The following is a 14121-nucleotide window of genomic DNA, read 5'->3' as shown; positions in this document are numbered from 1 at the left end:
TCAGCCGGGCTTCCGGCTCTCCGCGGCGGCGAACAGGGCGCCGCCCAGCACCAGCAGGGCGATGCCCGCGTAGACCTCGTAGCCGTCGAGGAACCCCACCCGCTGCACGAACCCCCAGTGCCAGTCGGTGAACCCGGACACCAGACCCGCCACCCCCTGCACCACGGCGAGGAAACCCATGACCTCCAGCAATTGCTTCATGCCACCGACTCTCGCCCCGCGGACCCCCCACCCACATCGGCCGCGGGACGAGTCCTTCCCGACGGAAGACCGCGATCCGCGCCGGCCGGAGCGCCGAAAGTCTGCGATGCCGCGACTTCGGTAGGAGATCCCGTCCGTGAGGCGGCGCGGGGAGGCGCCCTCGCATAGATTCGTCGACCGTGACTGGTGACAAGGCGGCGCAGACCGCCCCGGTGTTCACGGGGCGCCGATGGTTCTTCCCGTCCGCCCTCATCCACGAACTCGACCCCGACGCGGCCCGCTCCGGGCGGCGGCCCCGGCGCACCGCGCGCGACTGGGTCGTCGACTTCGCCTGCTTCCTGCTGGCCGTCCTGGTGGGCCTGCTGGGCGCCCGGACGCTCAACGGCAACCACGACATCCCGCACGCGCTGGCCGTCGCCGACCAGGTGCTCGGCGCACTGTCGTGTGCCGCGATCTGGTTGCGCCGGCGGTGGCCGCTCGCCCTGGCCGCCGCGATGGTCCCGGTCGGCTTCGTCTCGGAGACCTCCGGCGGCGTGGCGCTCATCTCCCTGTTCACGCTCGCCGTGCACCGCCCCTTCCGGTACGTGGCCTGGGCGGGCGGTGCCCAAGCAGTGCTCGTCCCGCTGTACTTCTGGTGGCGGCCCGATCCCGACCTGCCGTATCTCGCCTCGGTCGTCCTCTTCGTGGTGCTGGTGGTCGCACTCGTCGGCTGGGGCATGTTCGTACGGTCCAAACGGCAGCTCATGCTGAGCCTGCGGGACCGGGCGCGGCGGGCCGAGACCGAGGCGCGGCTGCGGGCCGAGCAGGCGCAGCGGCTCGCGCGGGAGGCCATCGCGCGGGAGATGCACGACGTGCTCGCGCACCGGCTGACGCTGTTGAGCGTGCACGCGGGTGCCCTGGAGTTCCGGCCCGACGCCCCGCGCGAGGAGGTCGCGCGGGCGGCCGGCGTCATCCGGGAGAGCGCGCACGAGGCGCTGCAGGACCTGCGGGAGATCATCGGCGTACTGCGGGCCGGCGACTCCGACGACGCGGGCCGGCCGCAGCCGACGCTCGCGGCGCTCGACACCCTGGCCGCCGAGTCCCGGCAGGCCGGCACGAAGGTCACCCTGGACCGGCGGGTCACCGACCCGGCCGGCGCCCCCGCCTCCGTGGGCCGCACCGCCTACCGGATCGCCCAGGAGGGCCTGACCAACGCCCGCAAGCACGCCCCCGGCACGGAGGTCACCGTGTCGGTCACCGGCGGCCCGGGGGAGGGCCTCACCGTGACCGTGCGCAACCCCGCGCCGGAGGGGGACGTACCGCACGTGCCCGGCGCCGGGCAGGGTCTGATCGGTCTCACCGAGCGGGCGACCCTGGCGGGCGGCGCCCTGGAACACGGGCCCACGCCCGACGGCGGGTTCGAGATACGGGCACGGCTGCCGTGGGGCTGAACCGGGTTCGGCCGCTCCGTCTGTCCTCGCTCCGCCCGGCCGTGATTACGTACGGCCCATGACTGCCATCAGAGTGCTCCTCGTCGACGACGATCCGCTGGTGCGGGCCGGGCTGTCCTTCATGATGGGCGGCGCGGACGACATCGAGATCGTCGGTGAGGCCGCCGACGGCGGCGAGGTCGAGGCGCTCGTCGACCGCACCCGGCCGGACGTCGTCCTCATGGACATCCGGATGCCGACGGTGGACGGCCTCACCGCCACCGAGTCGCTGCGCCGACGCGAGGACGCCCCGCAGGTCGTGGTGCTCACCACCTTCCACGCCGACGAGCAGGTGCTGCGCGCGCTCCGCGCGGGTGCCGCCGGGTTCGTCCTCAAGGACACCCCGCCCGCCGAGATCGTCGCCGCGGTGCGCCGGGTCGCGGCCGGTGATCCGGTGCTGTCGCCCACGGTCACCCGGCAGCTGATGGCACACGCGGCCGGCACCGCCGCCGACACGCGGCGCACGCGCGCGCGTGCGCGCGTCGCCGGCCTCAACGACCGTGAACGCGAGGTCGCCGTCGCGGTCGGCCGGGGCCTGGCCAACGCCGACATCGCCGCGGAGCTCTACATGAGCGTGGCCACCGTCAAGACCCACGTCTCCCGCGTCCTGGCCAAGCTCGGCCTCAACAACCGCGTGCAGATCGCCCTGCTGGCCCACGACGCCGGTCTCCTGGAGGAAACCGAGGGCCACTGAGCCCTCCCGTGCGTCAGGTGTACGCCGCCGTCGCCCCGCTCAGCAGCTCCGTCGGCCGGACCGGTCTGCGCTCCCGCCGGGACAGCTCGCACGCCTCCGCGATCAGCAGCGCCTGAAGGGCCTCCCGCCCGTCGCACGGGTTGGCCCGCTCGCCCCGCACCACCTCGACGAACGCGATCAGTTCGGCCTCGTAGGCGGGCCCGAACCGCTCCAGGAACCCGGTCCACGGCTTGTCCGCGGCCGGCGGCCCGGTCGGCTCGGTGGACGCGATCGGCGTACGGTCGTCCAGGCCGACGGCGATCTGGTCCCGTTCCCCGGCGAGCTCCATGCGGACGTCGTAGCCGGCGCCGTTCAGCCGGGTCGCCGTGACCGCGGCGAGCGTGCCGTCGTCGAGGGTGAGGAGCGCCGCGCCGGTGTCGACGTCGCCCGCCTCGCGGAACATCGCGGGCCCGGCGTCGGACCCGGCCGCGTAGACCTCCGTGACCTCCCGGCCGGTCACCCAGCGCAGCATGTCGAAGTCGTGGATCAGGGTGTCCCGGTACAGCCCGCCGGACTGCGGCAGGTACCCGGCCGGCGGCGGCTCCGCGTCACCGGCCATCGCCCGTACGGTGTGCAGCCGCCCGAGCCTGCCCGAGCGCACCGCCTCCCGCGCGCCCGTGTAACCGACGTCGAAACGGCGCTGGAACCCCATCTGCAGGACGGTCCCGGCCGTCTCGACCTCCGTGATCGCCTGTAACGTGCCCGCCAGGTCCAGGGCGATGGGCTTCTCGCAGAACACCGGCAGCCCCGCGCGTGCCGCCCGGCCGATCAGATCGGCGTGGGCGGACGTGGACGCCGTGATCACCACGGCGTCCACTCCCCAGGTGTAGATCTCGTCCACCCCGGGTGCCGCCGTCTCGCCGAGCCGGTGGGCGAGGGCCTGGGCCCGCGCCGGATCGACGTCCGTGAGGATCAGGGAGCCGACGTCGCGGTGTCTGCTGAGTGTGTGGGCGTGAATGGTGCCGATACGGCCCGTACCTATGACCCCGATGCGCATGGAAACAAAGTGGGGCCCGCGCCGCTCCCTGTCAATGCGCATGTCCGGACAACCGAACTACACAACTTCCCGTCAACAGCGCACGGGGCTACGCTCGGCCCGTGCCGAAACCAGAAGTGGACCCGACCGTACAGCTGGAGCTGAGCGTGGACCGCGGCTCCCCCGTGCCGTTGTACTTCCAGCTGTCCCAGCAGCTGGAGTCCGCCATCGAGCACGGCGTGCTGACCCCCGGCACCCTGCTGGGCAACGAGATCGAGCTCGCCGCGCGGCTCGGCCTGTCCCGCCCGACCGTCCGCCAGGCCATCCAGTCCCTCGTCGACAAGGGACTGCTGGTGCGCCGCCGCGGGGTCGGCACCCAGGTGGTGCACAGCCAGGTCAAGCGCCCCCTGGCGCTCAGCAGCCTCTACGACGACCTGGAGGCGGCCGGCCAGCGCCCCGCCACCAAGGTGCTGGTCAACACCGTCGTGGCGGCGTCCGCCGAGGTCGCGGCCGCGCTCGGCGTGGCCGAGGACAGCGAGGTGCACCGGATCGAACGGCTGCGGCTCACCCACGGGGAGCCGATGGCGTACCTGTGCAACTACCTGCCGCCCGGCCTGCTCGATCTCGGCACCGGGCAGCTGGAGGCCACCGGCCTGTACCGGCTGATGCGGGCCGCCGGGATCACCCTGCACAGCGCCCGCCAGACCATCGGTGCCCGTGCCGCCACCGCCGGCGAGGCCGAGCGGCTGGGCGAGGAGGCCGGCGCCCCGCTGCTCACCATGCAGCGCGTGACCTTCGACGACACCGGCCGCGCGGTGGAGTTCGGGACCCACACCTACCGGCCCTCCCGCTACTCGTTCGAGTTCCAGCTGCTTGTACGGTCCTGACAATCCGACGCGCCGTGCGCCCTGTGCCGTCATAATGTCAGGACAATGTGACCGGCTTTTGGTCCCCGCGCGGGGACACCCGGTGCCCGTGTTCAACAGTGGGGCGTTCGGGGCCGGTGTGATCACCGGCCCCTTGCATACGCAAGAGCATGGAAGGAAGGGCAAGTCCTCGGGTCACGGTTTCCGGCCCGGGCGGACGTCGCTCCGGCGGAGCGCCGGGTCTCCCGCTCACCGGACGCGGCGGTACCGGCGGCAAACGGGCGGTGGCCGCCCGCGCGGCGGCGACGGCCGGGGGAGGGCGGCGGTGAACACCCCGCCGGACCTTCGCGACGATCACCCACGCGGGAGACGGCGACGCCTTGCGGGACAACGTCCGCCTCCTCCGCGCCACGCACCGCAGCGCGCCCGACAGGGGTGCGGGGCCGTGCGGATGCGCCGCTCCACCGCGCGGGCGCGACCAGCCCCGGCGCACCCGCACCCGACAATGATCCGCACCACGCCCCCGGGATCTGTTCGGCACCCGGCGGAGCCGTGCGGCACAATCGCACACGATGAGCACCTACCGCGACTTCACCGCTCCCATCGGCTCCCGCAGCGCCCCGGTCCTGAGAACCGTCGGCACCCGGGAGCGCCGCTCCCACCTGACGGCGCCCCGTGTCCCGACGGTGGGCATCGACATCGGCGGCACCAAGGTCATGGCGGGCGTCGTCGACGCCGACGGCAACATCCTGGAGCGGCTGCGCACGGAGACCCCGGACAAGTCCAAGAGCCCCAAGGTCGTCGAGGACACCATCGTCGAACTGGTGCTGGACCTGTCCGACCGGCACGACGTGCACGCGGTCGGCATCGGCGCGGCCGGCTGGGTCGACGCCGACCGCAACCGCGTGCTGTTCGCCCCCCACCTGTCCTGGCGCAACGAACCGCTGCGCGACCGGATCGCCGGCCGCCTCGCCGTCCCCGTCCTGGTCGACAACGACGCCAACACCGCCGCCTGGGCCGAGTGGCGCTTCGGTGCCGGCCGCGGCGAGGACCACCTCGTCATGATCACGCTCGGCACCGGCATCGGCGGCGCGATCCTGGAGGACGGGCAGGTCAAGCGCGGCAAGTACGGGGTGGCCGGCGAGTTCGGCCACATGCAGGTCGTCCCCGGCGGCCACCGCTGCCCCTGCGGCAACCGCGGCTGCTGGGAGCAGTACAGCTCCGGCAACGCGCTGGTCCGCGAGGCCCGCGAGCTGGCCGCCGCCGACTCACCGGTCGCCTACGGGATCATCGAGCACGTCAAGGGCAACATCGCAGACATCAGCGGCCCCATGATCACCGAGCTGGCCCGCGAGGGCGACGCCATGTGCATCGAGCTGCTCCAGGACATCGGGCAGTGGCTCGGCGTCGGCATCGCCAACCTCGCCGCCGCCCTCGACCCCTCCTGCTTCGTCATCGGCGGTGGCGTCTCCGCCGCCGACGACCTGCTGATCGGTCCCGCGCGGGACGCCTTCAAGCGGCACCTCACCGGTCGGGGCTACCGTCCCGAGGCCCACATCGTCCGCGCCCAGCTCGGCCCCGAGGCCGGCATGGTCGGCGCCGCCGACCTCGCCCGGCTGGTCGCCCGCCGCTTCCGCCGCGCCAAGCGCCGCCGGGTCGAGCGGTACGAACGCTACGAGCGGTACGCGGAGGCCCGCCGTACCACCCAGGAGTCGCTGTGAGCGACGAGTTCCCCCAGCAGGCGGTTCTCCCGGGCGCGCCCCGCCCGGCCGAGGACCGGCGGCACATGATCCGCCGCAGGGCACTCACCCTGCTGATCATCGTGCTGCTCATCGGCATCCCGGCCGGGTATCTGGTGATCTCCGCGAACCAGAGCAGGGCCAGCGGCAAGGACAAGGAGGCGAAGTACTCCGCCACCGGCCTCACCGAGGGCTGGCCGTCGAAGGTGCAGCGCCGCCTCTACCAGGTGCCCGTACCGCACCCCGCCTGGTGGGTGGCCTCCTACGAGACCAACAACTGGAGGACCAGCCGCCTCTACGTCGAGTTCGAGACCACCGACGCGGGTCTGAGCGCCTTCCTCACCAGTCTGGGCGTGCAGCAGAACGACCTGGAGCAGGACGAGGTCACCATCGGCGAGCGCGACCGGGACATCACCGGCTGGACCTTCGACGGACCCGGCACCTGGTCCGGCCTCGTCCACGAGCAGAAGGACCCGGCGCCCACGCACGACGTCGTCGTCAACCACGACAAGCCGGGCTACCCGAGGGTGTACGTCGTCTCCCGCACCGTGCCCTGAGCCCGCCCGTCCCACCGGTCGCCGGGACCGATTGTCAGACCTCGCCCGTAGAGTCGGGGACGACTGATCCGACGGACGGGTGGGAGGTGACAGGACGTATGAGTGAGCGGACCGTGACGGCCGGGCGGGACACCGCCGGGCCCGGCGGCGCGGACGGGACGGACGTCCCCGTCCGGCTCGCGGCCGTCTTCCTCCCGGCGCCCCTCCCGCGCGAGGGACGCGTCGCCTTCTACGACCCGGAGGGCGGCTCCGACGGCGAAGGGCTGCCCGGATCCCCCGACGCCTCCGTACCCGCGCCGCGCACCGACCTCACCGTCGTCCGCCCGCACGGCACGGGGGTGCGGCGGCGGACGGCCCCGGCGTTCTCCCTCCCCGTCGACGAGGCCCTGCCGCTGCTGGTCCGTGCCCGGCACGATCCCGCGGCCCACCCCGCCACCGCCTGCTGGGGCGCCGCCGCCCTGCACGCCCTGCGGCTCACCGCCCGCGGCCGGCTGCTGCCCGGCCTGACCGCCACCGGCCACGACGCCTGGCGCGCCGGCCCGCTCGACCCCGACGACGTGGCGCACCTGCGCGCGGTGGCCGCCGCCCTGCCCCACGAGGGCCATGCCGTCCCGCTGCCCGGTCCCGGCCCCCTCCGGCTGCCCCGGCCGGAGGGGCTGGTGCGCGCCTTCCTGGACGCGGTCGCCGACACCCTGCCCCGCACCCCGGCCGCGCCGTACGCCTCGGGGCTGCCGTTCGCCGCGCGGAAGGCGCAGCGGCTGCCCGACGCCCACGACTGGGCCGCCGAGGTCGCCGCCGGCATGGACGCGGGCGTACGGATCTCGCTCCGCCTGGACCTGTCCGCGTACGACCTCTTCGACGCCGGTGAGGGAGCCGGCGGGGACGGAAGCACCGCGCGGAGCGCGGGAGCCGCGATCGTGCAGGTGCACAGCCTCGCCGACCCGACCCTGGTGGCCGACGCGACGGCCCTGTGGACGGGTGCGGCGGACAGCTCCTTCGGCCCCCGCGCGCGGGTGGACGCCGCCCTCGCGGTGCGTCGCGCGGCCCGCGTCTGGCCCCCGCTGGACCGGCTCTCCGACCAGGACGTGCCCGATGTGCTGGCCCTCTCCGAGGAGGAGCTGAACGAGCTGCTGGGCATGGCGGCCACCCGGCTCGCCGCGGCCGGGGTCGCCGTGCACTGGCCCCGGGACCTCGCCCAGGACCTGACCGTCACGGCGGTGGTCCGCCCCGCGCCCGGCTCGGCGACCGACGGCACCGGCTTCTTCGAGAGCGAGGACCTGCTGCGGTTCGGCTGGCAGCTCGCCCTCGGCGGCGACCCGCTCACCGAGGCCGAGATGGACACCCTGGCCGAGGCCCACCGTCCCGTCGTACGGCTGCGCGACCAGTGGGTGCTGGTCGACCCCGCCCTCGTCCGCAAGGCCCGCAAGCGGGACCTGGGGCTGCTCGACCCGGTCGACGCGCTGTCCGTCGCCCTCACCGGCCACGCGGAGGTCGACGGGGAGACGGTCGAGGCGGTGCCGGCCGGTGCCCTCGCCGCCCTCCGCGACCGCCTGACCGCCGGGGTACGGCCCGCGCAGCCGCCGCCCGGCCTCGACGCCACCCTGCGCGACTACCAGCTCCGGGGCCTGGCCTGGCTGGACCTCATGACCTCCCTCGGTCTCGGCGGCTGCCTCGCCGACGACATGGGCCTGGGCAAGACCGTCACCCTCATCGCGCTGCATCTGAAGCGGGCCCGCACCGAGCCGACCCTGGTGGTCTGCCCGGCCTCGCTGCTCGGCAACTGGCAGCGGGAGATCACCCGGTTCGCGCCCGGCGTCCCCGTGCGCCGCTTCCACGGCCCCGACCGTACCCTGGACGACCTCGACGGCGGCTTCGTCCTCACCACCTACGGCACCATGCGCTCCGCCGCCCCGGACCTGGCCGGGCGGACGTGGGGCATGGTCGTCGCCGACGAGGCACAGCACGTCAAGAACCCCCACTCCGCGACCGCGAAGGCACTGCGCACGATCCCGGCCCCCGCGCGGGTGGCGCTCACCGGCACCCCCGTGGAGAACAACCTCTCCGAGCTGTGGGCCCTCCTCGACTGGACGACCCCCGGACTCCTCGGCCCGCTGAAGTCCTTCCGCGCTCGGCACGCGCGCGCCGTGGAGACCGGCGAGGACGAGGAGGCCGTCGAGCGCCTCGCCCGCCTGGTCCGCCCCTTCCTCCTGCGGCGCAAGAAGTCCGACCCCGGCATCGTTCCCGAACTGCCGCCCAAGACCGAGACGGACCACCCCGTACCGCTCACCCGTGAACAGGCCGCGCTGTACGAGGCCGTGGTGCGCGAGTCGATGCACGCCATCGAGAGCGCGCAGGGCATGGGCCGGCGCGGACTGGTGCTGAAACTGCTGACCTCGCTCAAGCAGATCTGCGACCACCCGGCGCTCTATCTGAAGGAGGAGCACGCGCGCGCCGGAGGCGACCGGCTCGCGGCCCGTTCCGGCAAACTCGCCCTGTTGGACGAGCTGTTGGACACCCTGCTCGCCGAGGACGGCTCAGCCCTCGTCTTCACCCAGTACGTCGGGATGGCCCGCCTGATCACCGCGCACCTCGCCGAGCGCGCGGTTCCCGTCGACCTCCTCCACGGCGGTACGCCGGTGGCGGAGCGGGAGCGCATGGTGGACCGCTTCCAGAGCGGCGCGACCCCGGTCCTGGTGCTCTCCCTCAAGGCCGCCGGCACCGGCCTGAACCTCACCCGCGCGGGTCATGTCGTCCACTTCGACCGCTGGTGGAACCCCGCGGTGGAGGAGCAGGCCACCGACCGCGCGTACCGCATCGGCCAGACCCAGCCCGTCCAGGTCCACCGCCTCGTCACCGAGGGCACGGTCGAGGACCGTATCGCCGAGATGCTGGAGTCCAAGCGCGCCCTCGCCGACGCGATCCTGGGGTCCGGCGAGTCGGCCCTCACGGAGCTGTCCGACCGCGACCTGTCCGACCTGGTGTCCCTGCGGAGGCCGGCATGACCCCCCGCCCCTCCGACGAGGCCCGCGAGGCCCTGCGCGCGGCCCGCGCACGGACGACCCTCGAACCGACGGCCACGGACACGCTGGAGCACCGGCCCACTCCTGATCAGCCGACCGCCGGACAGTCCGACCGCCTCCGCCGGCCCGACGCCCGGGAACCACGCCCGGGTGACGTGGCCCGCGAGGCGCTGCGGCAGGCGATACGGGCCCGGCACGGTACGGCGGGGCCCGCCGACGCCGCAGACCCGGACCACGAGGACACCGACGCACCGGCAGCGCACCCTCCCGCGGAGGACGCGACGGCGGAGGACGTGGCAGCGGAGGACGAGGCACCCCGTGAAGAGCGGCCGCACGGCGACGGACCGCCCCCTGCCGACCCGTCGACCGGGGACACGGCGGCCGTCGGCGATGCCGCCGGACACCGCGTGACACCGCGCCCCGGGGACATCGCGCGGGAGGCGCTGCGCTCCGCGCGCGAGGAGGCGCTGCGGGCGCGCCCGGCGCCCGGCGACCGTGCGACGGGCACCGAGCCCGGTGAACGACACGCTCCGTCACCCCGGGTCCCGCGCACGACCCGCGGCGACCGGGCCGCCGACGCCCGGGTCCGTGAGCTACGGGAGTCGCTCACGGACGCCTTCCGCATGCCTGAACCGGATCCGGACACCGACGTCACCCCCGGCCCGCCCGGCACTCCGGCGTCCCCCGACAACTCGCGCTCGCACAGCGGCCCTTCGACCCCCGGAGCCCGAGACGGGGCCTCCGCGGGCGCCGCACCGCCCGCACCCGTCACCCCCCGCTCCATGGCCGCCCCCGCCCGCGACGGCGACCTGCGCCGCACCTTCCCGGCGTTCCCGCCCCGAGCCTCGGACCGCGAGGGCTTCGCCGAGACCTGGTGGGGTGACGCATGGGTCACGGCGCTGGAGGAGGGGGCGCTCGACGCCGCCCGACTCGCCCGCGGGCGCGGGTACGCCGAGCAGGGACATGTCGACGCCATCACCGTCACGCCGGGACTCGTGCTCGCGTATGTGCGGGGCAGCCGCCCGCGGCCGTACCGCGTGCAGGTGCGGCTGCGGACGTTCGCGGACGCCGACTGGGAGCGGTTCCTGGACGCCGCCGCCGACCGTCCCGGCCACATCGCGGCGCTGCTGGACAAGGAGATGCCCCAGTCCCTCGCCGACTGCGGGGTCCCGCTGCTGCCCGGTCCCGGCGACCTCGCCCCGCAGTGCAGCTGCCCCGATTCCGGCCACCCCTGCAAGCACGCCGCCGCCCTCTGCTACCAGACGGCCCGGCTGCTCGACGCCGACCCGTTCGTGCTGCTCCTGCTGCGCGGACGCGGTGAGCGCGAGGTGATCGACGCGCTGTCCCGGCTCAGCGCCGCCCGCGCGGCCCGCGCCGCCCAGGGGAAGGAACCGGAACCCCTGCCCGGCATCCGGGCAGCCGATGTCCTCGCCCGACGCGACCACGCCCTCCCCCCGCTCCCGGCCCCGCTGCCCCCGCCGCCGCACCCCGAGCAGCCGCCCGCGTATCCCGCGTCCCCGGGCGGACCGGACCCGTTCGCGCTGGACCAGCTGGCCACCGACGCCGCCGCCCGCGCGCACGCCCTGCTCACCACCGGCCGTGACCCGGTCGGCCGGCTCACCCTCTGGCAGGACGCGGTGCGGCTCGCCGCCGCCCGTCCCGGCTCCGGCCTGACCGCGGCGACGCGCGCGCTGTACTCCTCCCTCGCCAGAGCCGCCGGCCGCACCCCCGCCGAGCTGGCGCGCGCGGTCGCCGCCTGGCGCCAGGGCGGTCCTGCCGGCCTCTCCGTCCTCGAGGAGCCCTGGGACCCTCCGGCCGGCCGCTTCGACCGCGCCCGTCCGCTCCTCCTCGCCGCCGACCTCCCCGCCTTCCGCCCCTGGCACAACCACCTCACCCATCCCCGGGGCCACGTCCAGCTCCGCCTCGGCCGCGACCACCTCTGGTACGCCTACGAGTCCGAACCGGACCACGACGACTGGTGGCCCCGCGGCACCCCCGACCCGGACCCCGTGGGCGCCCTGACCGGTCTGGACACACCTCACGACCTGTGAACCGGCCTGCTGGTGCCGGGAGGTGCCGTGGCCGTCAACGAAAGCGCATCAGTCGCCCCGCGAGTCCGCACCGGGCGGTGCGGGCAGTTCGCCCGCGCGGGCGACCAACCCTCCGCACCCGCGAGGCCGGCCGTCGGACGCGGGGCGTCGCCGGAGGTGAAGCGACCCGAGGCTTTTGCGGGATCCTGTCAGTGGTGCCGTCCGTACACCCGGCGCCGGCGCACACGCCGCGATCGGGCGGTGGTGCCCGGACCGTGCCCGGACCGTGCACCACCGCACCGGCTTCACCGGGCGGAAGCCGCCACCTGCTTGCGCGCGGCAGCGATCTCCTTGCCGTGCTGCTCCTTGATGCCGGTCAACCGGCTCCTGTCATCGGCGATCTGCTCGTTCTGGATCGCGGACTCCACACCGAACCAGATCTTCACCAGATCCGTCTGCTTCTTGCAGTCGATGTCGTCGACCGCCAGAGCGATGGACTCCTGCGACGGCACCCCGTCGTCGGTGACACCCTGGTCCATCGCCTTGTACGGATCGGCAAGTCCCGGGTGTCCCTTGCCGTCCATGCACGAAGACCACGCGGCGACGGCCTTGACGACCTTGTCGTCCTTCATCGACTGCATCAGGCTGTCCCCGGCGAGCTGCGCCACGGTGATCGGGTCGGCCTCTTCCACACCGAGTTGGCCCTTGGACCAGCCGATGCAGCCGCCCGTCCTCAGCTTCTTCCCGTTGTACTCCGCCCGCGCCGGCTTCATGCCCTGGCCAGGGGCGGCGAACGGCTCTCCCGCCTTGGCTCCCTCGGGGGCCTTGACCGGTTCGGGCATGGTGTGGCCGGTCAGGACCTCGACCTCGACACCGGACAGATCACGCATGGTCTGCTCGGTGTGCTCCTGCAGCGCCGGGGGAGCTCGTAGCCGTACTTCCGTCCACCTCACCCGTGACCGCGACGGCCGAAGCCGGGCACGCGGTGCGCCCCCGGCCGGCGCGCGCCGGCCGGGGGCGCACCGCGTGCGACTGGTCCCCGTCGTCGTGTTCGCTCAGTGGTCGGAATAGGTCGCTCAGTGGTCGGAATAGCTGAAGTCGCCCACGGTCCAGGCGCTGACGTCCTCGATCGCCACCCGGTACATCCCGCCCGTCTCCGGGATCCCCACCGGGCCCTGCAGGATCCGGGCGACATGGAAGTGCAGATGGGCGGGCGGCTCGTCCTTCTTCACGGGGGTGCCGAAGACGGCGGAGAACTCGCCCAAGCGGGCGGAATCCGTCAGCACCTCCGACACCCTCTGCCTCCAGACCGCTTCGGGAGCCAGTCGACCGGTGATGACAGCACCACCGGTGACCACGGTCAAGGACATCTGATTGTTCTGCCCGGATTCCACCAGGGTGGCGATGTCAACTAGCAGCTCGTCAGGCTTCGGCATGAGGCAGAGTATATTTACCGGCCGTCCGGCTGCTTGCCCGGTATCGCCACCGGGCAGGACGAGCACTCACGGACTTGCCGCCGGAGGCTCGGCGGGTGCCCGAGGCGGCGCAGGCGAGGCGGTTGACCGTGCTCGGCCCGAGACTCCTGCCCACCCCTGCGCCCCGCCCCTCCACCCGCCGACCCGGCAGAGCCGCAGGGCTTGCCCAAGGGGACCGCGAGGACCACAGCCGACGCCTGGCGGCACGCTGCCGTGAGCCCGTGAGCCCGTGAGCCCGTGAGCCCGTGAGCCGTGAGCCCGTGTCCCGGCGGCCCACGGTCTGCTCGAGTCCGGGGGCCGTGGGACGAGGAAGCGGATCCTCGTCAGGGCGCTGACGCGGCAGCGGGAGCGTCGGCCTGCGGATCGCGGTACCTGCGTGCACGCTTCCACGAGTTGCTCGATCATCCCGGGATCGTCGGGGGCGGCGCAGGCCCTCGTGCCACGTCTGTCACCGGCAGACCTGCGGGGCGTCACGGCCGGAGACGTCCGTGCCGGCCCAGGCGGGTTTCCTCATCCTCGAGCGCGCGGAAATCTATGCCAGCCAGAGTAGACATTGGGTGGTGTTGTGGTTATGGTTTCTCTCGTAGCCGAGATCCGGAAAGGCCCGGCAGAGATGAACTGCCGGGCAGCAGTACACGCAGTTGCAGTGCGCAGGACGGTGCGGTGGTGGAGTTCCGAAGCCAGAGCGGTTGCAGGACGGTGACGGGACTGACGACCGGACCGGGTGGCCCGCAGTGATCAGGGGCTGCCGTGAGCAGTAGTTCCGTAAGTGCAGTTCGCAGTACCAGCAGTACCAGCAGTATCGGCAGTACGCAGTTCCCGTCAGTGAGTAGTTGATCAAGAGGGAAGAACGGAGGAGCCCCGCGCCATCAGGATCGCCCGGGAGGAAGTCCTGGACCCGGGTACCGCAGGACATCGATAGTGAGGTGGTCTCCGGTCGAGCAACCGCGATCCCCGCAAACCCGACAGCATTCAGGTCGGGGCTGCGAAAACAGAGGGCCGGCGCAGTATCAAGGCCGGCCGATGGTGTAGCAGTTCCTTCGGGGTCCTGGTGC

Annotated in this window: 11 protein-coding genes; 7 read left to right on the top strand and 4 right to left on the bottom strand. The window is 73.6% G+C overall.

Annotated elements, in window-relative coordinates:
* Positions 1-201, bottom strand: coding sequence for a hypothetical protein (locus ACH4VX_RS32945; protein WP_398372679.1), 201 nt, complete (start codon positions 199-201; stop codon positions 1-3).
* Positions 202-380: 179 nt separating this feature from the next.
* Between ACH4VX_RS32945 and ACH4VX_RS32940 the strand changes: the two genes are divergently transcribed.
* Both ACH4VX_RS32940 and ACH4VX_RS32935 read left to right on the top strand, forming a co-directional pair.
* Positions 381-1631: a sensor histidine kinase gene (locus ACH4VX_RS32940; protein ID WP_398372677.1), complete on the top strand. Its 1251-nt coding sequence runs from the start codon at positions 381-383 to the stop codon at positions 1629-1631.
* Between the two features lie 58 nt (positions 1632-1689).
* Positions 1690-2364, top strand: coding sequence for a response regulator (locus ACH4VX_RS32935; RefSeq protein WP_398372675.1), 675 nt, complete (start codon positions 1690-1692; stop codon positions 2362-2364).
* Between the two features lie 13 nt (positions 2365-2377).
* On the opposite strand, the gene ACH4VX_RS32930 is transcribed toward ACH4VX_RS32935, so the two are convergent.
* The gene (locus tag ACH4VX_RS32930) at positions 2378-3400 is read right to left on the bottom strand and encodes a Gfo/Idh/MocA family oxidoreductase (protein WP_398372673.1); all 1023 of its coding nucleotides are present in this window, start codon (positions 3398-3400) and stop codon (positions 2378-2380) included.
* Positions 3401-3516: 116 nt separating this feature from the next.
* Between ACH4VX_RS32930 and ACH4VX_RS32925 the strand changes: the two genes are divergently transcribed.
* From ACH4VX_RS32925 to ACH4VX_RS32905, 5 genes are all read left to right on the top strand, one after another.
* Positions 3517-4266 (top strand): GntR family transcriptional regulator, encoded by a 750-nt coding sequence (locus ACH4VX_RS32925; RefSeq protein WP_398372723.1) that lies wholly within the window; start codon positions 3517-3519, stop codon positions 4264-4266.
* A gap of 551 nt (positions 4267-4817) precedes the next feature.
* The gene (locus ACH4VX_RS32920) at positions 4818-5966 is read left to right on the top strand and encodes an ROK family glucokinase (RefSeq protein ID WP_398372671.1); all 1149 of its coding nucleotides are present in this window, start codon (positions 4818-4820) and stop codon (positions 5964-5966) included.
* On the top strand, positions 5963-6541 hold the full coding sequence (locus ACH4VX_RS32915) for a sugar kinase (protein ID WP_398372669.1): 579 nt from the start codon (positions 5963-5965) through the stop codon (positions 6539-6541). Before ACH4VX_RS32920 ends, ACH4VX_RS32915 begins: the two co-directional genes overlap by 4 nt.
* A gap of 98 nt (positions 6542-6639) precedes the next feature.
* Entirely contained in the window at positions 6640-9543 is a 2904-nt protein-coding gene (locus ACH4VX_RS32910; RefSeq protein WP_398372667.1) for a DEAD/DEAH box helicase, read from the top strand.
* Positions 9540-11612 carry an SWIM zinc finger family protein gene (locus tag ACH4VX_RS32905; RefSeq protein WP_398372666.1) on the top strand — a complete coding sequence of 691 codons (2073 nt, stop codon included), beginning with the start codon at positions 9540-9542 and terminating at the stop codon, positions 11610-11612. The genes ACH4VX_RS32910 and ACH4VX_RS32905 overlap by 4 nt, the downstream gene beginning before the upstream one ends.
* Before the next feature lie 284 nt (positions 11613-11896).
* Here ACH4VX_RS32905 and ACH4VX_RS32900 read toward each other — a convergent pair whose 3' ends face one another.
* Together ACH4VX_RS32900 and ACH4VX_RS32895 are read right to left on the bottom strand one after the other, a co-directional pair.
* On the bottom strand, positions 11897-12481 hold the full coding sequence (locus tag ACH4VX_RS32900; protein WP_398372664.1) for a hypothetical protein: 585 nt from the start codon (positions 12479-12481) through the stop codon (positions 11897-11899).
* A 186-nt stretch (positions 12482-12667) separates the two neighbouring features.
* Positions 12668-13027 carry a hypothetical protein gene (locus ACH4VX_RS32895; RefSeq protein ID WP_398372662.1) on the bottom strand — a complete coding sequence of 120 codons (360 nt, stop codon included), beginning with the start codon at positions 13025-13027 and terminating at the stop codon, positions 12668-12670.
* Positions 13028-14121: the final 1094 nt, after the last annotated feature.

Source organism: Streptomyces sp. NPDC020731, assembly GCF_044334705.1.
GTDB lineage: Bacteria > Actinomycetota > Actinomycetes > Streptomycetales > Streptomycetaceae > Streptomyces.
The sequence above is the reverse complement of the archived record's forward strand: the minus strand, read 5'-3'. Positions and strand labels throughout refer to the sequence as shown.